At 67.4% G+C, this 18,805-nt stretch carries 30 protein-coding genes; 1 reads left to right on the top strand and 29 read right to left on the bottom strand.

The genetic code is table 11. From position 1 onward, the window contains the following. Positions 1-148 precede the first annotated feature (148 nt). A complete protein-coding gene (locus ACBJ59_RS47230) occupies positions 149-2,497 on the top strand; it encodes a hypothetical protein (protein WP_375116587.1) in 2,349 nt (782 codons plus the stop codon). On the opposite strand, the gene truA is transcribed toward ACBJ59_RS47230, so the two are convergent. From truA to rpsS, 29 genes are all read right to left on the bottom strand, one after another. Next, positions 2,498-3,349, bottom strand: a complete 852-nt coding sequence (gene truA, locus ACBJ59_RS47225) for a tRNA pseudouridine(38-40) synthase TruA (protein WP_375116586.1) — start codon at positions 3,347-3,349, stop codon at positions 2,498-2,500. It abuts the gene before it with no gap. Positions 3,350-3,427: 78 nt separating this feature from the next. Then, complete coding sequence (gene rplQ / locus ACBJ59_RS47220; protein WP_375116585.1) at positions 3,428-3,991, bottom strand: 50S ribosomal protein L17; 564 nt, start codon at positions 3,989-3,991, stop codon at positions 3,428-3,430. A gap of 126 nt (positions 3,992-4,117) precedes the next feature. Next, positions 4,118-5,134: a DNA-directed RNA polymerase subunit alpha gene (locus ACBJ59_RS47215; protein WP_043623495.1), complete on the bottom strand. Its 1,017-nt coding sequence runs from the start codon at positions 5,132-5,134 to the stop codon at positions 4,118-4,120. 105 nt (positions 5,135-5,239) lie between these two features. Then, complete coding sequence (gene rpsD / locus ACBJ59_RS47210; protein WP_346113072.1) at positions 5,240-5,866, bottom strand: 30S ribosomal protein S4; 627 nt, start codon at positions 5,864-5,866, stop codon at positions 5,240-5,242. Positions 5,867-5,889: 23 nt separating this feature from the next. Further along, the gene (gene rpsK, locus ACBJ59_RS47205; protein WP_020542285.1) at positions 5,890-6,294 is read right to left on the bottom strand and encodes a 30S ribosomal protein S11; all 405 of its coding nucleotides are present in this window, start codon (positions 6,292-6,294) and stop codon (positions 5,890-5,892) included. Between the two features lie 45 nt (positions 6,295-6,339). Further along, positions 6,340-6,720: a 30S ribosomal protein S13 gene (rpsM, locus tag ACBJ59_RS47200; protein WP_020542286.1), complete on the bottom strand. Its 381-nt coding sequence runs from the start codon at positions 6,718-6,720 to the stop codon at positions 6,340-6,342. Positions 6,721-6,931: 211 nt separating this feature from the next. Beyond that, positions 6,932-7,045 (bottom strand): 50S ribosomal protein L36, encoded by a 114-nt coding sequence (gene rpmJ / locus ACBJ59_RS47195; RefSeq protein ID WP_003956441.1) that lies wholly within the window; start codon positions 7,043-7,045, stop codon positions 6,932-6,934. A gap of 89 nt (positions 7,046-7,134) precedes the next feature. After that, complete coding sequence (infA, locus tag ACBJ59_RS47190) at positions 7,135-7,356, bottom strand: translation initiation factor IF-1 (RefSeq protein WP_012887858.1); 222 nt, start codon at positions 7,354-7,356, stop codon at positions 7,135-7,137. A gap of 289 nt (positions 7,357-7,645) precedes the next feature. After that, a complete protein-coding gene (locus ACBJ59_RS47185) occupies positions 7,646-8,056 on the bottom strand; it encodes a hypothetical protein (RefSeq protein ID WP_375116584.1) in 411 nt (136 codons plus the stop codon). A 103-nt stretch (positions 8,057-8,159) separates the two neighbouring features. Beyond that, positions 8,160-8,591 carry a DUF1707 domain-containing protein gene (locus ACBJ59_RS47180; protein ID WP_364112933.1) on the bottom strand — a complete coding sequence of 144 codons (432 nt, stop codon included), beginning with the start codon at positions 8,589-8,591 and terminating at the stop codon, positions 8,160-8,162. Positions 8,592-8,606: 15 nt separating this feature from the next. After that, entirely contained in the window at positions 8,607-9,416 is an 810-nt protein-coding gene (gene map / locus ACBJ59_RS47175; RefSeq protein ID WP_375116583.1) for a type I methionyl aminopeptidase, read from the bottom strand. Positions 9,417-9,527: 111 nt separating this feature from the next. Then, on the bottom strand, positions 9,528-10,178 hold the full coding sequence (locus ACBJ59_RS47170; protein WP_364112937.1) for an adenylate kinase: 651 nt from the start codon (positions 10,176-10,178) through the stop codon (positions 9,528-9,530). Continuing rightward, the gene (gene secY, locus ACBJ59_RS47165; protein WP_364112939.1) at positions 10,178-11,482 is read right to left on the bottom strand and encodes a preprotein translocase subunit SecY; all 1,305 of its coding nucleotides are present in this window, start codon (positions 11,480-11,482) and stop codon (positions 10,178-10,180) included. Before secY ends, ACBJ59_RS47170 begins: the two co-directional genes overlap by 1 nt. Positions 11,483-11,650: 168 nt before the next feature. Further along, on the bottom strand, positions 11,651-12,106 hold the full coding sequence (rplO, locus tag ACBJ59_RS47160; protein WP_364112941.1) for a 50S ribosomal protein L15: 456 nt from the start codon (positions 12,104-12,106) through the stop codon (positions 11,651-11,653). A gap of 2 nt (positions 12,107-12,108) precedes the next feature. Beyond that, complete coding sequence (gene rpmD / locus ACBJ59_RS47155) at positions 12,109-12,291, bottom strand: 50S ribosomal protein L30 (RefSeq protein ID WP_080043226.1); 183 nt, start codon at positions 12,289-12,291, stop codon at positions 12,109-12,111. A gap of 2 nt (positions 12,292-12,293) precedes the next feature. Next, the gene (gene rpsE / locus ACBJ59_RS47150; protein WP_173521477.1) at positions 12,294-12,923 is read right to left on the bottom strand and encodes a 30S ribosomal protein S5; all 630 of its coding nucleotides are present in this window, start codon (positions 12,921-12,923) and stop codon (positions 12,294-12,296) included. Between the two features lie 28 nt (positions 12,924-12,951). Beyond that, positions 12,952-13,335: a 50S ribosomal protein L18 gene (gene rplR, locus ACBJ59_RS47145; RefSeq protein ID WP_103960876.1), complete on the bottom strand. Its 384-nt coding sequence runs from the start codon at positions 13,333-13,335 to the stop codon at positions 12,952-12,954. 2 nt (positions 13,336-13,337) lie between these two features. Then, on the bottom strand, positions 13,338-13,880 hold the full coding sequence (gene rplF / locus ACBJ59_RS47140) for a 50S ribosomal protein L6 (RefSeq protein ID WP_364112944.1): 543 nt from the start codon (positions 13,878-13,880) through the stop codon (positions 13,338-13,340). A gap of 16 nt (positions 13,881-13,896) precedes the next feature. Then, entirely contained in the window at positions 13,897-14,295 is a 399-nt protein-coding gene (gene rpsH / locus ACBJ59_RS47135) for a 30S ribosomal protein S8 (RefSeq protein WP_106253393.1), read from the bottom strand. A gap of 153 nt (positions 14,296-14,448) precedes the next feature. Next, positions 14,449-14,634 (bottom strand): type Z 30S ribosomal protein S14, encoded by a 186-nt coding sequence (locus tag ACBJ59_RS47130; RefSeq protein WP_020542298.1) that lies wholly within the window; start codon positions 14,632-14,634, stop codon positions 14,449-14,451. A gap of 4 nt (positions 14,635-14,638) precedes the next feature. Further along, on the bottom strand, positions 14,639-15,214 hold the full coding sequence (rplE, locus tag ACBJ59_RS47125; RefSeq protein WP_364112946.1) for a 50S ribosomal protein L5: 576 nt from the start codon (positions 15,212-15,214) through the stop codon (positions 14,639-14,641). Next, positions 15,214-15,519: a 50S ribosomal protein L24 gene (gene rplX, locus ACBJ59_RS47120; protein WP_364112977.1), complete on the bottom strand. Its 306-nt coding sequence runs from the start codon at positions 15,517-15,519 to the stop codon at positions 15,214-15,216. Before rplX ends, rplE begins: the two co-directional genes overlap by 1 nt. Before the next feature lie 8 nt (positions 15,520-15,527). Then, entirely contained in the window at positions 15,528-15,899 is a 372-nt protein-coding gene (gene rplN / locus ACBJ59_RS47115; protein ID WP_026214151.1) for a 50S ribosomal protein L14, read from the bottom strand. Positions 15,900-16,348: 449 nt separating this feature from the next. Then, entirely contained in the window at positions 16,349-16,636 is a 288-nt protein-coding gene (gene rpsQ, locus ACBJ59_RS47110; protein WP_364112948.1) for a 30S ribosomal protein S17, read from the bottom strand. After that, a complete protein-coding gene (gene rpmC / locus ACBJ59_RS47105) occupies positions 16,629-16,865 on the bottom strand; it encodes a 50S ribosomal protein L29 (protein ID WP_364112950.1) in 237 nt (78 codons plus the stop codon). Before rpmC ends, rpsQ begins: the two co-directional genes overlap by 8 nt. Next, on the bottom strand, positions 16,865-17,284 hold the full coding sequence (gene rplP, locus ACBJ59_RS47100) for a 50S ribosomal protein L16 (protein WP_106253402.1): 420 nt from the start codon (positions 17,282-17,284) through the stop codon (positions 16,865-16,867). The genes rpmC and rplP overlap by 1 nt, the downstream gene beginning before the upstream one ends. A 2-nt stretch (positions 17,285-17,286) precedes the next feature. Further along, entirely contained in the window at positions 17,287-18,138 is an 852-nt protein-coding gene (rpsC, locus tag ACBJ59_RS47095; protein ID WP_364112952.1) for a 30S ribosomal protein S3, read from the bottom strand. Continuing rightward, entirely contained in the window at positions 18,138-18,491 is a 354-nt protein-coding gene (gene rplV, locus ACBJ59_RS47090) for a 50S ribosomal protein L22 (RefSeq protein WP_103960883.1), read from the bottom strand. The genes rpsC and rplV overlap by 1 nt, the downstream gene beginning before the upstream one ends. A gap of 24 nt (positions 18,492-18,515) precedes the next feature. Then, positions 18,516-18,794, bottom strand: a complete 279-nt coding sequence (gene rpsS, locus ACBJ59_RS47085; RefSeq protein ID WP_049572698.1) for a 30S ribosomal protein S19 — start codon at positions 18,792-18,794, stop codon at positions 18,516-18,518. Positions 18,795-18,805 lie beyond the last annotated feature (11 nt).

Genomic DNA, 18,805 nt, shown 5'->3' with positions numbered 1-18,805 from the left:
TGAGCACGATCGCAGGGAAGCCGACCGCTCGGCCGTCCCCGCGACGCCACCGCCGAGCTTCGGCCAGACCAGCGGGCGAGACGTTCCACCGGCGTCCACACCGTCCGATGAGGCGGCGGACGCCGAGGCGCGTCCCGTCCCTCCCGTCTTGCAGGGGCCCCCTCCGCCGGATCTGCCCGATCTGCCCGGTCCGGAGGGGCCGCCCGGCGCCCAGCCGTGGGAGGTGCCGGGCGGCGACGACGACGTCCCGTACGACTGGTTCTCCGACCCCACCAACCCCGAGGTGATCCCACCGGAGCCCTTCGGCGCGCCGCAGCCCGGCCACCGACCGCCGGGCCTGCCGCACGAGGAGCACCAGCCGTTCGTCCCGGCACAGGCCGGCCAGCACGCCTTCGGCCCGCCACACACCGACGCCCCGCCCTTCGGCGCACCCGAGACCACCCCCACGCCCTTCGGCACACCCAATCCGGACCACGCGCCCTTCGGCGCACCCGAGCCCGACCATGCCACCTTCGGCACGGCCAATCCGGACCTCGCGCCCTTCGGCACGCCCGAGCCCAACCCCGCTCCCTTCGCCGCGCCTGAGCCCGACCACGCGCCTTTCGGCCCGCCCGAGACGGACCACACGGCCCTCGGCACGCCTGAGACCGGCCACACGGCCTTCGGCACGCCCCAGACCGACCACACGCCCTTCGGGGTCGAGGCCGGCCACGCCTGGCCCGGCGAGCCGCACACGCCTCAGGCAGCGAGCGACCAGACCCAGCCCGGGCGGCTCCACGACATCCGCCCGTGGGACGAGCCGAAGCAAGCCCCCGGCGAGCAGCCCGGCAGCTGGCCGGTCGAGCCGGTGGTGCCCGGTGCGCCGCCCTGGGAGCCGCCGCCCGCGTTCACCGCCGCCGCGGCGGGCATGCCGGTCTGGCCCGCGCCCGTCACCGACCCGAACGCCGTGCCGCCGTGGCCGGCCGCCACGGGCGAGCTGGTGGCCGAGCCAGACGCCGACGAGCCGAGCCCGCCCTTCGACCCGAACGCCACCAACCCGGAGGGCTTCACCCGCCCGGCCCACTTCTTCGCCCCGAACGCCGCAGAACGGGACACCGCCCAGCACCCCACGGCAGCCCAGCACCCGGCATCCGGCCCGAACCCAATTCCGAACCCGAACCCGAACCACCCCACACCCGCCCAGCCGGGCACCCCACAGCCCGACAGCACCCACACGGACCCGGACACCACGCAGTCCGCCACCGTCCCCCCGGCCCCGGCCCCGGCCGCCCCGCACCTCCCCGAGCCCGACGACTCAGGCGACACCCGGCCGGGCCTCCGGCTCCCGGCAACCGCCCACTCAGACGACTCGGAAGCGGCCCGACCGGACACCCGGCCACCGGCCCCGGCCGGGCCCGACGCCACACCCGACCGCAAGGTCCCCCTGTCCGCCCCCGTGGCGGAGCACGCCGACACCCGCCCCGCCGTCCCCAACGACCCCGCCCGGCAGCAGGACGACACCACCCGGCCGGCCCACTACTTCGACCCGAACGCGGCCAGGCGCGACCCCGCCAACCCGTCCATCCGCCCCCCGGAGCCCGGCGACGTACCCGTCTGGCCTCCCATCCCCCCTGCCGGTGACAAGCTGCCCGAGCTCCCGTTCTCCAGAGACACCTGGGGCCAGAAGGCCTCGACCTCCCTCGACCTGCCCACGCCCCCCACGGGCGGCCCCGCGTTCCCACCGGGAGCGTTCAAGCAGCCTCCGTTCCAGACCCCGCCCCCACCCCCGCCTCCGGGCAAGAGCAAGCGGGCCCTGCTGGTGACGCTGGGGGCGCTGGCGCTGGCCGGCGTGGCGACGGGCGGATTCTTCGCCTACCAGACCGTGAGCCCCGGGACGCCCACGGCGGCCGAGTCCCGCCCCGCCGTGTCCACCCCGCCGACCGACACGGAGCCGTCCGCCGCCCCGCCCGCCGACGGGGCCGGCACGTCCGTGCTCAACTCCGAGCAGACCGACCCGCAGAAGCTGTCGCTGTCGGAGGCGTTCCCGAAGAAGAAGGTGAGCGCGGCCGGCACGACGTTCACCAGGGTCAAGGCAGACATGGAGACGACCTGCGACAAGGCCGCCACCGGGGACTTCGCCGACGCGCTGAAGGAGCAGAAGTGCAGCCGCGTGCTGCGGGCCACGTACGTCGACAGCAAGCGCCGCTACGCCGTCACCACCGGCATCGCCGTGCTGCCTGACAAGGACGCCGCCGCCACCGCCGACCAGGCGAAGAACCTCTCCCGCAACATCTGGTTCCGCCCGCTCCCGGGCGCCTCCGGCTCGGGCGGCGAGCGCGTGCACATCGCCGGCGGCTACGCGGCGGGCCTGGTCTGGGGCCGCTACATCGTCTTCAGCTACGCCACCCACGCCGACGGCCACACCCCGGCGGCCAAGGAGAAGACGCTGCCCAAGGTCAGCGGCGCGTTCCGCGACCAGACCTCGCTCGTGCTGGAACGCCGCATCACCGGCAACTGATCACTCGGACGCCGTACGCACTCGCCGCGTGGCCTGGGCCCGCGCGGCGAGCTCGGCCTCCGGCGGGTAGCCGACCTCCTCCAGGCACAGCCCGTGCGCCGGAGCCACGTGCACGGCGGAGTCGCGTACGGCCCGCGTCAGCACCTCGCCCGGCCACTCCACCGGCCGCCGCCCGTCCCCGGCCGCCAGCAGCGACCCGACCAGCGCCCGCACCATCGAGTGGCAGAACGCGTCCGCCACCACGGTGGCCACCAGCACCCCGTCCGCCTGCCGCACCCAGTCCAGCCGCTGCAGCTCCCGGATCGTCGTGGCCCCCTCGCGCTTCTTGCAGAACGCCGCGAAGTCGTGCTCGCCGAGCAACCGCGCGGCGGCCGCGTTCAGCGCCCCGAGATCCAGCGGCCGGTTGTGCCAGACCACCTCTCGCCGCCGCAGCGGGTCGACACCGCCCGGGCCGTCACCCACCCGGTACGCGTACCGCCGGAACATCGCCGAGAACCGTGCGTCAAAGCCCTCAGGAGCCACCGAGACCCGATAAATCCGTACATCTGGCTCCAGGACCCCACCGAGCCGTCTCACGAGCGCAGAGAGCCGCTCATCGACGCCCAGCGGCCCCCGGTTCCCGTCGAGCTCGCCCAGCGACCCCTCGGCCACGTCCACGTGCGCGACCTGCCCCCGCGCGTGCACCCCCGCGTCGGTACGCCCCGCCACGGTCAGCTCGGCCGGCCCGCCGAGCCGCAGGATCCGCCCGAGCGCCTGCTCGATCTCCCCCTGCACCGTACGCAGCCCCGGCTGCCTGGCCCATCCCGAGAAGTCGGTCCCGTCGTACGCGAGGTCGAGGCGGAGCCGTACCACGATGATCCTCCCTAGATATGGAAAACGGGCCCGAACCCCCGCAAGGGGATCCGGGCCCGTCTCGTCCGGCCTGGAAGATCAGGCCTCGTCCTTCTTCGCCTCGGCGGGAGCCTCAGCGGCCTCGGCGGCCGGGGTCTCCTCGGCGGCGGCCTCGGGAGCCTCAGCAGCCTCGGCCTTGGCCTCGGCGGCCTCCTCGGCCTCCGGCGCCTCGGTCTCCTCGGCGGCCGGCGCGGGCGCGGCGGCAGCGGCGGGAGCCTCGGTGCGGCGGGTCGTGACGCCGTTCAGCGGCTCGGTCACCAGCTCGATGACCGCCATGGGGGCGTTGTCGCCCTTACGCGCACCGATCTTGGTGATGCGGGTGTAGCCACCGGGACGCTCGGCGAACGTGGTCGCGATCTCGGTGAAGAGGTGGTGCACGACGCCCTTGTCCCGAACGACGGTCAGGACCTGACGCCGGTTGTGGATGTCGCCCTTCTTCGCCTTGGTGATCAGGCGCTCCGCCAGCGGGCGCAGGCGCTTGGCCTTCGCGACCGTCGTACGGATCTTGCCGTGGCGGAACAGATCGGTGGCGAGGTTCGCCAGGATCAGCCGCTCGTGCGCCGGGCTGCCGCCAAGACGTGCACCCTTGGTGGGCTTGGGCATGGTCTTTCTCCTCCTGGATTAACCCGCCCCGGCCGTACCAGGTACCGGAGTCGGGCCGGACCGCGGTCGCTCGCGCGGTCCGTTATTGAACCCCGCGCCGCACGGCGACGCGGGGAAAAGCGAAGATCAGTACTGCTCGGTCTCGACGTACGCGCTGTCGTCGTCGTCGTAGCCGCCGCCGGCCACCGCGCTCGGGTCGAACCCGGGCGGGGAGTCCTTGAGCGCCAGCGACATCTCGTGCAGCTTCTGCTTGACCTCTTCGATCGACTTGGCGCCGAAGTTCCTTATGTCGAGCAGGTCCTGCTCGCTGCGGGCGACGAGCTCACCCACGGTGTGGATGCCCTCGCGCTTGAGGCAGTTGTAGGAGCGAACGGTGAGGTTCAGCTCCTCGATCGGCAGCGCCAGGTCGGCGGCCAGGGCGGCGTCGGTCGGCGACGGGCCGATGTCGATGCCCTCGGCCTCGACGTTGAGCTCGCGGGCCAGGCCGAAGAGCTCGACGAGGGTCTTGCCGGCGGAGGCCACCGCGTCGCGGGGCTTCATCGCGGGCTTGGTCTCGACGTCGAGGATGAGGCGGTCGAAGTCGGTACGCTGCTCGACTCGGGTCGCCTCGACCTTGTAGGTGACCTTGAGCACCGGGGAGTAGATCGAGTCGATCGGGATCCGGCCGATCTCCTGACCCGGCTGCTTGTTCTGGGCGGCGGAGACGTAGCCGCGACCGCGCTCGACGGTCAGCTCCATCTCCAGCTTCGCCTTCCCGTTGAGGGTGGCGATGCGGAGCTCGGGGTTGTGCACCTCGACACCGGCCGGAGGCGCGATGTCGGCGGCGGTGACCTCACCCGGGCCCTGCTTGCGCAGGTACATCACGACCGGCTCGTCGTGCTCGGAGGAGACGACCAGCTCCTTGAGGTTGAGGATGATGTCGGTGACATCCTCCTTGACCCCGGGAACGGTCGAGAACTCGTGCAGGACGCCCTCGATGCGGATGCTCGTCACGGCCGCGCCCGGGATGGACGACAGCAGCGTGCGACGCAGCGAGTTGCCGATGGTGTAGCCGAAGCCCGGCTCCAGCGGCTCGATGACGAATCGGGACCGGGTCTCGTCGATCGACTCTTCGAGAAGAGTCGGACGCTGAGCGATCAGCATGTTCGGGTTCTCCCCTTTTCGTGTGGCGCCCGCTATATGACGCCACTCCGATAAACAGCCTAGCCCGGGTGCGGTCTCCCACACCCGGACCGGACGAGTGACTACTTACTTCGAGTAGTACTCGACGATGAGCTGCTCCTGGACCTGGGTGTCGATCTGCTGGCGAACCGGCAGCTGGTGAACCAGGACGCGGAGCTTGTCCGGCACGACGCCGAGCCACGCGGGAACCGTGCGCTCGCCGGCGGTGGCGCGAGCCACCTCGTACGGCAGCAGGTTGCGCTTGGTCTCGCGGACCTCGATGATGTCGTGCTCGCGAACGCGGTAGGACGGGATGTCGACCTTCTTGCCGTTCACCAGGAAGTGCCCGTGACGGACCTGCTGGCGGGCGGCGTCGCGCGACTGGGCGAAACCGGCGCGGTAGACGACGTTGTCGAGACGGCTCTCCAGGATCTGGAGCAGCACCTCACCCGACTTGCCCGTCTTGCCCGCGGCCTCCTCGTAGTAGTTGTGGAACTGCTTCTCGAGGACGCCGTAGATGCGCCGGGTCTTCTGCTTCTCGCGAAGCTGAAGCTGGTACTCGGTGTCCTTCGGACGACCGCGGCCGTGCTCACCCGGCGGGTAAGGACGGATCTCGATGGGGCACTTGGCGGACTCACACTTGCTGCCCTTGAGGAAGAGCTTGGTCTTCTCGCGACGGCAGAGCTTGCAGTCCGCGCCCGTGTAACGAGCCATTTCTCTGTATCTCCTGGGCTAATTCAGACGCGGCGGCGCTTCGGCGGCCGGCAACCGTTGTGCGGAACCGGGGTGACGTCCTGGATCGAGCCCACCTCGAGGCCGGTGGCCTGCAGCGAGCGGATCGCGGTCTCACGGCCGGAGCCGGGACCCTTGACGAAGACGTCGACCTTGCGCATGCCGTGCTCCATGGCGCGGCGAGCGGCGTTCTCGGCGGCCATCTGAGCGGCGAACGGGGTGGACTTACGGGAGCCCTTGAAACCCACGTGGCCGGCGCTGGCCCAGGAGATCACGTTCCCGTTCGGGTCGGTGATCGAGACGATCGTGTTGTTGAACGTGCTCTTGATGTGGGCGTGCCCATGAGCGACGTTCTTCTTCTCCTTGCGGCGCACCTTCTTAGGCGCACCCTGGCGGCTCTTAGGAGGCATTCTTTGCCTTCACTCCTGAGGTCTTCGGTCCCGCGGCTGCGTGGACTACTTCTTACCGGGCTTCTTCTTGCCGGCGACGGTCTTCTTCTTGCCCTTACGGGTGCGCGCGTTGGTCTGCGTGCGCTGACCGTGCACGGGCAGGCCCTTGCGGTGCCGGATGCCCTGGTAGCAACCGATCTCGATCTTGCGACGGATGTCGGCCTGAACCTCACGGCGCAGGTCACCCTCGATCTTGAAGTTCGCCTCGATGTAGTCACGCATCGGGACGAGCTCGGTGTCGCTGAGCTGGTGGACCCGGAGGTCACCGCTGACACCGGTGGCCTCGAGGATCTCCTGGGCGCGGGTGCGGCCGATTCCGTAGATGTAGGTGAGAGCGATCTCCAGCCGCTTGTCGCGGGGGAGGTCGACGCCAACCAGGCGAGCCATGGTCGGGCATTCTCCTTCTTTGTGGCGGAGGTCTTGCGCCTCACAACCCCTCCCCAATGCCCGGGGTGAGGGCCCCGGCCTCCGACCGGGGGTCTCCTGAGTGGTTCGACCGGAGTCGCCTGCTCAGGCGTGACACGCGATTACTGACTCAGGCTCCTCATGCGTCGAGCCCGCTCCCTGATGGGGCGGACTCGGAGGAGCCTTGCGGCGACTAACCCTGGCGCTGCTTGTGGCGCAGGTTGTCGCAGATCACCATGACGCGACCGTGCCGGCGAATCACCTTGCACTTGTCGCAGATCTTCTTGACGCTCGGCTTTACCTTCATTGTCCTTCGTGTTCCTCAGACGTTGCTTCCTTGCGAGCGAAGCTCGCGCCTCACGGCGGAATGTCCTCGCTACGCTGCGGATTCAGTCGTTACTTGTATCGGTAGACGATCCGCCCACGACTAAGGTCGTAGGGGCTCAGTTCAACGACAACCCGGTCGTCAGGCAGGATCCGGATGTAGTGCATCCGCATCCGTCCGCTGATGTGGGCCAGGACCTTATGGCCGTTGTCGAGCTGAACCCGGAACATGGCGTTCGGGAGCGACTCGACCACAGTGCCCTCGATCTCGATGGCGCCGTCTTTCTTGGCCAAAATTCCTCGCGTTTCACTGATCGGTCGTCTGAGGCTCCGGTTCACTACGCAGCCGCGACCTTCACGCTTCGAAGAGAGCGACGATCAGCGAAGATCGCCGACGCGTGATAGTCATAGTGAGCCGACTAAGGAGTGTACGACACCTGAGCCCAAAACGCGAAACGCGTGCCAGGTGTCCTGACACAACCATGTAAGAGTGTACCCCACGCTCCGCGCGACAGCCCCCACTCCGGCATGGCGGAAGGCCCGCCGGAGATTCTCGGCGGGCCTTCCGCGGAACGGGGGCCTCCTAGTAGATGCGGTGCGCCGAACCGCAGTACTTGTCCTTGCCGCCCCAGCAGGTGTAGGTGTAGATCTTCGAGATCCCCTTGCCCGACCAGGTCTTGTCGTACGAGCCGTTCCACTTGCGGTAGAACTTGTGCCACTTGCCGCCGGAGTAGTACTTGAACCAGACGTAGCCGTACTTCGGCGAGTACTCCTTGCCGTACCACCGGGTGTAGACCTTCTTGCCCGACTTGTAGGTCTTGCCGTAGGTGTAGGCCTTGTTGTTGCTGGAGTAGTACTTGCCCCAGCTACCCATGGAGCCGGTCGCCTGAGTGGCGGTCGTGGTGGCGGTGGTGGCCTGGGCGGCGGGGGCGACAGCGAGTCCGGTGACGGCGATCGAGCCGGCGAAGGCGGCTGCTGCAAGGACCTTACGCATTTGGTTTCCTTCGTGAGTGGTGTTCTCGACACACCTCACGTTAGGAATCCGGACGTATCCGGACTGCGGACGAATGCACACAGTGCACTAGTGCACAAAGTCCTCAGGAGCGCTTCGGATGGCCGTTGCCGAAGATGGTGCTCATCAGCAGGATCACGCCCCACGGGCCCATGACCCACAGCGGCCACGGATAGACCAGGTCACCCGACGTGATGCTCACGATCAGCCAGATCACCCAGTTGATGCCGCTGGCCACGGCCCAGGCGCTCCAGGCCGCCATCATCCCCGAATGCATGCGGCGCTGCTCCGGCGCCGGCGCGGGGGCCGCCCTGGCGGGCAGGTGGCGCATGTCCACATCGGGCAGGTCAACCGTCAGCTTGGCCAGCTCACCGTAGGTCTTGCTGCGGTAGAGCTCCTCAAGCCGCTCGTTGAACTCCTCCATCGTGATGCGGCCCTGCGCGGTGTGCTCGCGGAGGATGGCGGCGACACGATCGCGGTCGACGTCGGAGGCACGCATCTCGGGGCTGTTCGCCATCCCACCCACTCCCGGCTAGTTCTGCAGTTGGGTCAGGCGCTCTTTGCCCCCGTCCAGGGCGGTAAGCACCCAAGGACCATTATGTGTCACGGCGACGCTGTGCTCGAAGTGTGCGGAGTGCTTGCCGTCAATCGTGACCACGGTCCAGTCGTCGGCCAGCACGCGGGTGCGCTCGGTGCCCAGGTTCACCATGGGCTCGATGGCCAGGCACATGCCCTCCTCCAGCACCGGGCCGCGGCCGGGCTTGCCGTGGTTGGCGATCCACGGGTCCATGTGCATCTCGGTGCCGATGCCGTGGCCGCCGTACTCGGGCGGGATGCCGAAGCGGCCCTGCGACTTCACGTACCGCTCGACCTCGTAGCCGATGTCCGACAGGTGGCGGCCCGGGGTCAGCGCGGCGATGCCGCGCCACATGGCCTCCTCCGTGATCCGCATCAGCTCGGTCAGCTTGGGGTCCACCTCGCCGACCGGTACGGTCACCGCCGAGTCGCCGTGCCAGCCGTCCAGGATCGCGCCGCAGTCGATGGAGATGATGTCCCCCTCGCGCAGCTTGCGGGCGTTCGTCGGGATGCCGTGCACCACCTCGTCGTTGACCGACGCGCAGATGGTCGCGGGGAAGCCCTGGTAGCCCTTGAACGACGGGATCGCGCCCTCGTCCCTGATCGCCTTCTCGGCGATGACGTCGAGGTCGAGCGGCGTCATCCCGGGCTCGACGGTACGCCTCAGCAGGTCGAGCGTGCGCCCGACCACCAGGCCGGCCGAGCGCATCTTCTCCAGCTGCTCCGGCGACTTGATCTGGATGCCGTGTCTGTTGCGTTTGAACATCTCTTGCCCCCCTGGGTCTCAACGGGCCACGGTGGGAGCCCAATTCCCCCCACAATAGCCGCGAGGTGGCACGGAAACCCGTGCCACCTCCGCAAATCGGTCGTGCTTCGGCTATCCCATGAACGGCCGGATCGCGTCCATGGCACGTTGCGTGACCTCTTCGACCGGTCCGGTCGCGTCGACGCCGACCAGGATGTCCTCGTCGGCGTAGTAGGAGACCAGCGGTGCCGTCTGCTCCTGGTAGACCTCCAGGCGGTGCCTGACGGTCTCCTCCTTGTCGTCGTCACGCTGGAACAACGCGCCCCCGCACGCGTCGCACCTGTCGTCCTTCTTGTCGTCGAACTCGACGTGCCAGATGCGCCCGCACTGGCTGCAGGTGCGCCGGCCGGCCAGTCGCCTGACCACCTCGTCGTCGTCGACGACGAGCTCGAGCACGAGGTCGAGCGCCTGGCCCCAGTCCTTGAGCATGTCGCGCAGGATCTCAGCCTGCGCGACGTTCCTCGGGAAGCCGTCGAGCAGGAAACCGTCCTGCGCGTCGTCCTCGGACAGACGGTCGCGGACCATGGCAATGGTGACCTCGTCGGGCACCAGGTCGCCACGGTCCATGAACGTCTTGGCCAGCTTGCCAAGGTCCGTGCCGCCCGAGACGTTGGCACGGAAGATGTCACCTGTCGAGATCTTCGGGATGGACAGGTTCGATGCGATGTACTGGGCCTGTGTCCCCTTACCCGCTCCGGGGGGCCCGACCAGAACGAGACGCACTACCGCAGGAAACCTTCGTAGTTACGCTGCTGCAGCTGGCTCTCGATCTGCTTCACCGTGTCCAGGCCGACGCCTACCATGATCAGAATGCTCGTCCCTCCGAACGGGAAGTTCTGGCTCGCACCGGCCACCGCAAGCGCGACGATCGGGACCATGGAGATGAGACCCAGATAGAGCGCGCCAGGCGCGGTCAGACGGGTGAGCACGAAGTTCAGGTATTCAGCCGTCGGACGGCCGGGACGGATGCCCGGAATGAAACCACCGTACTTCTTCATGTTGTCGGCGACTTCAGCGGGGTTGAACGTGATGGACACGTAGAAGTACGTGAAGAAAATGATCAGCAGGAAGAACGTGGCCATGTAGATCGGCGTGTCGCCGGTGGCCAGGTTCTGCGAGATCCAGGTGATCACCACGTTTTCGCTGGTCGAGAAGAGCGAGGTGACCAGCTGAGGCAGGTAGAGCAGCGAGGACGCGAAGATGACCGGGATGATGCCGGCCTGGTTGACCTTCAGCGGGATGTAGGTGGACGTGCCGCCGTACATCCTGCGGCCCACCATGCGCTTGGCGTACTGCACCGGGATGCGGCGCTGGGCCTGCTCGACGAACACCACGGCGGCGATCATGAAGACGCCGACGACCAGCACCACGGCGAAGGTGAACTTGTTCGCCTGGAAGATGTTGGCCAGCTCGGACGGGAAGACCGCGACGACCTGGGTGAAGATCAGGATGGACATGCCGTTGCCGACGCCACGGTCGGTGATGAGCTCACCGAGCCACATGATCACGGACGTACCGGCGGTCATGATGATGACCATCGTCACGATCTGGAAGATGTTGTCGGGGTCGAGCAGAACGTCCTGCTGGCAGTTCGGGAAGAGCTGGCCGGTACGGGCCAGCGCGATGAAGGCGGTCGACTGCAGGACGGCGAGCCCGATGGTCAGATAACGCGTATACTGCGTGATCTTGGTCTGGCCGGCCTGGCCTTCCTTCTTCAGCGCTTCGAGACGTGGAATGACGACGACGAGCAGCTGCAGAATGATGCTCGCCGTGATGTACGGCATGATGCCCAGCGCGAACACCGAAAGCTTCAGCAGCGCGCCGCCGCTGAACAGCTGGACCATCCCGTAGATGTTGCCGGTTTCGCCACTACGGGCCTGATCGAAACAGGCGGCGAGGTTCTGGACGTGGACTCCCGGAGTCGGAAGAACCGAGCCGAGACGGAAAAGCGCGATGATGCCCAGGGTGAAGAGCAACTTCTTGCGCAGGTCCGGTGTCCGGAACGCCCGGGTAAACGCGGTCAGCACGGTCCCTCCTGCGCGCCTTTACGGCGGTGTGAGTATGCGATGGTGCGGGGATCTGCCATCTGAAGTCTCATGTCAAACGAGCCGGACAGAAGCCTGCCGTCTCGCGAACTCTAACGCACTACGGGCGTGGGGGCCCATTGTCAAAGCCCCCACGCCTCGTAATAGCTCTTACAGCTCGGTAACGGAACCACCTGCAGCGGCGATCTTCTCCTTGGCGGAGGACGAGAAGGCGTGAGCCTGCACGTTCACCGCGACGGAGATCTCGCCGGTGCCGAGCACCTTCACGAGCTGGTTCTTGCGAACAGCACCCTTGGCGACCAGCGTCTCGACGGTGACTTCGCCACCCTCGGGGAACAGCTCGCCGATCCTGTCAAGGTTGACGACCTGGTAGGTCGTCTTGAACAGGGCGTTGGAGAAGCCCTTGAGCTTCGGCAGACGCCTCTGCAGCGGCACCTGGCCACCCTCGAAACCGAGGGGGACCGTCGTACGGGCGTGGCTGCCCTTGGTGCCGCGACCGGCCGTCTTGCCCTTCGACGCCTCGCCACGACCCTTGCGGATCTTGGCCTTGTTGGAGCCGGGGGCAGGACGCAGGTCGTGAATCTTGAGCGGAGCCTTGTCAGTCATGACTAGTCGACCTCTTCCACCTCGACGAGGTGCGTCACCACGGAGACCATCCCGCGAATCTCGGGACGGTCCTCCTTGACGACGACATCGCCGATTCGCTTCAGGCCAAGCGAACGCAGCGAGTCACGCTGGTTCTGCTTGCCACCGATCTTCGAGCGAACCTGAGTGATCTTCAGGCGTGCCATGACTAGCTCACCGCCTTCGCCGCCGCGGCCTCCGCGATGCCTTCGCGCTGAGCCTTCAGCATCGCCGGCGGAGCGACGTCCTCGATCGGCAGGCCACGACGGGCGGCGATCTCCTCGGGGCGCGAGAGGCCCTTCAGAGCCGCCACGGTGGCGTGCACGATGTTGATCGGGTTGTCCGAGCCGAGCGACTTGGACAGCACGTCATGGATGCCGGCGCACTCCAGGACCGCGCGCACCGGGCCACCGGCGATGACGCCGGTACCGGCCGAGGCCGGACGCAGGAAGACGACACCCGCCGCCTCCTCGCCCTGCACGGTGTGCGGGATGGTGCCCTGGATCCGAGGCACCTTGAAGAAGTGCTTCTTCGCCTCTTCGACGCCCTTGGCGATGGCCGCGGGGACTTCCTTGGCCTTGCCATAGCCGACGCCGACCAGGCCGTTGCCGTCACCGACGACCACGAGGGCGGTGAAGCTGAAGCGACGACCACCCTTCACGACCTTGGCCACTCGGTTGATCTTCACTACGCGCTCGATGTACGAGACGCCCTTGTCGGCGGCGCCACCGCGGCGATCGTCACGACGGTCCCGCCGCTCGCCACCGGTGCCGCCACCGCGACGCGGAGCTGCAGCCATCAGTGGTTCCTCATCTCAATTGCGGTCATCAGAATTCGAGCCCGCCTTCGCGGGCGCTGTCCGCCAGAGCAGCGATGCGCCCGGCGTAGCGGTTGCCACCGCGGTCGAAGACGACCGCCGTGATCCCGGCTTCCTTGGCCCGCTGAGCGAGGAGCTCGCCGACCTTCTTGGCCTTCTCCGTCTTGTCCGCCTCCAGCGTGCGCAGCGAGGGGTCCATGGTGGACGCGCTCACCAGCGTGTGGCCGACGGTGTCGTCCACGATCTGGACGAACATGTGACGGGTCGAACGGTTCACGACCAGACGCGGGCGCGCAGTCGTACCGACGACGTTCTTGCGGACGCGGCGGTGACGGCGGGCCCGCGAGACGGTGCGGGCAGCCGTGTGCTTGCTGAACGCAGTCTTCGGAGCCATGCCTACTTACCAGCCTTTCCGACCTTGCGGCGGATCTGTTCGCCCTGGTAACGCACGCCCTTGCCCTTGTACGGGTCAGGCTTGCGCAACTTGCGGATGTTGGCCGCGACCTCGCCGACCTTCTGCTTGTCGATGCCGTCCACGTGGAACAGGGTCGGCTTCTCGACGCGGAAGGTGACGCCCTCGGGGGCGTCGACGATGACCGGGTGGCTGAAGCCCAGAGAGAACTCCAGCTGCGTCGGCCCCTTGGCCTGGACGCGGTAACCCACGCCGACGATCTCAAGGCTCTTGGAGTAGCCCTGAGTGACGCCCTGCACCATGTTGGCGATCAGCGTCCGGGACAGACCGTGCAGCGCACGGACCTTGTTCTCGTCGTTCGGGCGGGTGACGGCGATGGCGCCGTCCTCGTCGCGAGCCACAGCGATGGGCTCGGCGACCGTGTGAGAAAGCGTGCCCTTCGGGCCCTTGACCTGGACATCCCGGCCGTCGATCGTGATGTCTACGCCGGTGGGCACAGGGATGGGCAGCCGTCCGATTCTCGACATGCTGTGTTCCTCCCCTCTACCAGACGTAGGCGAGGACTTCCCCGCCCACACCACGCTTGCCGGCCTGCTTGTCGGTCATGAGACCGGCGGACGTCGAGATGATCGCGACGCCCAGCCCCCCCAGGACTCGAGGCAGGTTGTCCTTCTTTGCATAAACCCGCAGACCGGGCTTGGAAACCCGGCGCAGGCCCGCGAGCGACCGCTCACGGGTGGGCCCGAACTTGAGCTCCACCACGAGGTTCTTCCCAACCTTGGCGTCCTCGACGGTCCAAGCCTGGATGTAACCCTCCTGCTGGAGGATCTCGGCGATGTGCGCCTTGATCTTCGAGTACGGCATCGACACGCTTTCGTGGTACGCCGAGTTCGCATTGCGCAGACGTGTGAGCATGTCTGCGATCGGGTCGGTCATCGTCATGGCCAGTGGCCTTCCTCGCCGCGGTTTCCAGTCGGTGAAGCGCGATGCTCTACCGGTGGACCTACGGCGTGGTCACGGACGCGGAGTGCGTCCTGTCTTCTACTACCGAATATGAGTGCCTGAGGGGCGGCGCGAGACCGCCCCTCAGGTTACCTACCAGCTCGACTTGGTGATGCCGGGCAGCTCGCCCCGGTGCGCCATCTCGCGGAAGCACACGCGGCACAGCCCGAACTTGCGGTAGACCGCACGCGGCCGGCCGCAGCGCGAGCAACGAGTGTATGCCCGGACCTCGAACTTCTGCTTGCGCCCCGCCTTGGCGATCAGCGACTTCTTCGCCATTGGATCAGGCCTCCTTGAACGGGAAGCCGAGGAGCTTCAGCAGCGCCCGGCCCTGGTCGTCGTTCTTCGCCGTGGTCACGATCGTGATGTCCATGCCCCGCGGCCGGTCGACCTTGTCCTGGTCGACCTCGTGGAACATGACCTGCTCGGTCAGACCGAAGGTGTAGTTCCCGTTGCCGTCGAACTGCTTGGGCGACAGACCGCGGAAGTCCCGGATACGGGGCAGCGCGAGCGCCAGCAGCCGGTCGAGGAACTCCCACATGCGGTCGCCGCGCAGCGTGACGTGAGCGCCGATCGGCATGCCCTCGCGCAGCTTGAACTGGGCGATGGACTTGCGCGCCCGGACGACGGCCGGCTTCTGGCCGGTGATCGAGGTGAGGTCGCGAACGGCACCCTCGATGAGCTTGGAGTCGCGAGCCGCCTCGCCGACGCCCATGTTGACCTTGATCTTGGTCAGGGCCGGGATCTGCATGACGTTCTCGATGCCGAACTGCTCGCGAAGCTGGGCCGCGATCTCCTCGCGGTACTTCGTCTTGAGTCGCGGCGTCGGGCGCTCGGTCTCAGTGGTGGTGGCAGTCATCAGCTGTCCTCACCCGTCTCGTCGGCCTTGTTGTCGACCTTCTCGTCGTCGGCCTTCTTCTCGGCGGGCTTGTCGTCCTTGAGCTTCTTCACGTTGGACACGTGGAGCGGAGCCTCCATGGTCTGCACGCCGCCGGTCTTGGCGCCGCGCGGGCCCTGGTGGGTCTCCTTGGTGTGCTTCTTGATCATGTTGACGCCCTCGACCACCACGCGGTCCTCGCGCGGCAGCGTGGCGATCACACGGCCCTTGGCACCCTTGTCCTTGCCGGCGATGACCTGAACCAGGTCACCCTTCTTCACATGCAGCTTCGGCATTACAGCACCTCCGGGGCGAGCGAGATGATGCGCATGAACTTCTTGTCGCGCAGCTCGCGGCCGACCGGGCCGAAGATACGAGTGCCACGAGGGTCACCGCTGTCCTTGATGATGACCGCGGCGTTCTCGTCGAAGCGGATGTAGGAGCCGTCGGGCCGGCGGCGCTCCTTGACCGTGCGGACGATGACGGCCTTGACCACGTCGCCCTTCTTGACGCCCGTGCTGCCCGGCAGCGCGTCCTTGACAGTGGCGACGATGACGTCGCCGATACCGGCGTAGCGTCGGCCCGAGCCACCGAGAACACGGATGCAGAGAATCTCCTTCGCACCCGTGTTGTCGGCGACCTTGAGCCGCGACTCCTGCTGGATCACGTCTGAACTCCTGTTAGTCGCGCCGGTTCTCCCGCGGGGGCTGCGCCCCCGCGAACCCCCGAAAAGCTCCGTGCTTCGCACGCTTCCAGAGACTCGAAGCAGAGCTTCGAACCCCCCGAAAAGCTCCGTGCTTCGCACGTTTCCAGAGACTCGAAGCAGAGCTTCGAATCCTCGGAAAGCTCCGTGCTTCGCACGTTTTTCCTAGGGTTCGAAAGCGGAGCTTTCGAACCCTCAGCAGCTACGTACTTCGCACGTTTTCTGGGATTCGCGAAAGCGGAGCTTTCGCGTGAGCCTGGCGGAACCTGTCATTGTCTTGTTCCCCCGGCCACAGCGCCCCGTAGGGCGCCGCACCGCAGGCGACGCGAGGCCGGGAGGCCCCGCGTCCTTGGACGCCGTCATGGGGGCTCTGAGAGCCCCCACGAGGCGCGGTGCAACAGAGAGGGCCCGGCTTACTTGGCCTTCTCGAGGATCTCCACGACCCTCCACCGCTTGGTGGCGGAGAGGGGGCGGGTCTCCATCAGCAGCACGCGGTCGCCGACGCCACAGGCGTTGGCCTCGTCGTGCGCCTTGTACTTGGTCGTACGGCGGATGACCTTGCCGTACAGACGGTGCTTGACGCGGTCCTCGACGGCGACGACGACGGTCTTGTCCATCTTGTCGCTCACCACGAGGCCCTCACGAACCTTGCGGAAGTTCCGCTGCTCGTTCGTCGTCTCGGTGGTCTCGGTCTCAGCCATCGCTCGTCTCCTTCTCGACCGTGACGATGCCCAGCTCGCGCTCGCGCATCACGGTGTAGATACGGGCGATCTCGCGGCGGACGGCACGCAGCCGCCCGTGGCTCTCCAACTGACCGGTCGCTGCCTGGAAACGGAGGTTGAACAGCTCCTCCTTGGCTTCCTTGAGCTTCTGGACGAGGGTGTCCTCGTCCTCCACTCGCAGCTCGCCGGCGGTCAGGCCCTTAGCCATCACGCCTCACCCACTTCACGCTTAACGATCTTGCACTTCATCGGCAGCTTGTGGATCGCCCTGGTGAGCGCCTCACGCGCGACCGACTCCGCCACGCCGGACAGCTCGAACATCACGCGTCCGGGCTTGACGTTGGCGATCCACCACTCCGGCGAACCCTTACCGGAACCCATGCGGGTCTCGGCGGGCTTCTTCGTGAGGGGACGGTCGGGGTAGATGTTGATCCACACCTTGCCGCCACGGCGGATGTGACGGGTCATGGCGATACGAGCGGACTCGATCTGGCGGTTGGTCACGTAGGAGTGCTCAATCGCCTGAATGCCGAACTCGCCGAACACGACCCTGGTGCCGCCCTTGGCGGCTCCGCTGCGGTCAGGCCGGTGCTGCTTGCGGTGCTTGACCCTGCGCGGGATCAGCATGGTCAGCTCCCTTCAGCACCCGGCTGCGCAGCCGGGCCGGTCTCGGGGGCGGCCTGCGAGGCCGCCTCGGTGCGGGGGGCGCGGTCGCCGCGGCCACCACCACGACGGGGGCGGTCACCGCCACCACGACGCGGACGGTCACCGCCGCCGCCGCCACCGCGACGGTCGTCGCGGTCACGACGCTGGCCGGCACGAGCGCCGGCGGCAGCCGCCTCACGCTCGGCGCGGCTCGTCGGAGCCTCGCCCTTGTAGATCCAGACCTTCACGCCGATGCGGCCGAAGGTCGTACGGGCCTCGTAGAAGCCGTAGTCGATGTCCGCGCGAAGGGTGTGCAGCGGCACGCGACCCTCGCGGTAGAACTCCGACCGGGACATCTCGGCGCCGCCCAGACGACCGGAGCACTGGACACGGATGCCCTTGGCGCCGGACTTCATGGCCGACTGCATCGCCTTGCGCATGGCGCGGCGGAACGAGACACGGCTGGACAGCTGCTCGGCGACGCCCTGGGCGACCAGCTGAGCGTCGATCTCGGGGTTCTTGACCTCGAGGATGTTCAGCTGGACCTGCTTCTTGGTCAGCTTCTCCAGGTCGCCACGGATACGGTCCGCCTCGGCGCCGCGGCGGCCGATCACGATGCCGGGACGCGCGGTGTGGATGTCCACCTGCACGCGGTCCGTCGTGCGCTCGATCTCGACCTTGGAGATGCCGGCCCGCTCCATGCCCTTCTGCAGCATGCGGCGGATCGCCACGTCCTCGGCGACGTATGCCTTGTACAGCTTGTCGGCGTACCACCGGCTCTTGAAGTCGGTCGTGATGCCGAGGCGGAACCCGTGCGGGTTAACCTTCTGGCCCACTATCGGGTCCTTCCCTTCGGCTCGCGGGACTCCACGATCACGGTGATGTGGCTCGTCCGCTTGTTGATCCGATAGGCGCGACCCTGTGCACGCGGACGGAACCGCTTCAGCGTCGGGCCCTCGTCGACCCACGCGCGGCTCACGACGAGCGTGCTGGGGTCGAGATCGAAATTGTGCTCGGCATTCGCCATGGCGGAGCTGAGCACCTTGTAGATCGGCTCGCTCGCCGACTGGGGAGCGAACTGCAGCACGGCCTGCGCCTCCGAAGCGGGCAGCCCGCGAATAAGGTCCACCACGCGGCGGGCCTTGAGGGGCGTGACACGGACGAACCGCGCCTGAGCCCTGGCTTCCATCGCTTTCTCCTACTTTCGGGACGCTTACCGCCGGCTGCGGCGGTCTTCCTTGACGTGGCTGCGGAAGGTACGCGTGGGGGCGAACTCTCCGAGCTTGTGACCGATCATCGACTCGGTGACGAACACCGGGACGTGCTTGCGGCCGTCGTGCACGGCGATCGTGTGCCCGAGCATGTCGGGAACGATCATGGAGCGCCGCGACCACGTCTTGATGACGTTCTTGGTGCCCTTCTCGTTCTGGACGTCGACCTTCTTCTGAAGGTGCTCGTCCACAAAGGGACCCTTCTTAAGGCTACGTGGCATTTCGGCTGCTC

The organism is Nonomuraea sp. MTCD27, from assembly GCF_041950495.1.
Classification (GTDB): Bacteria; Actinomycetota; Actinomycetes; order Streptosporangiales; family Streptosporangiaceae; genus Nonomuraea.
This window is presented reverse-complemented; position numbering and strand designations above follow the sequence as displayed.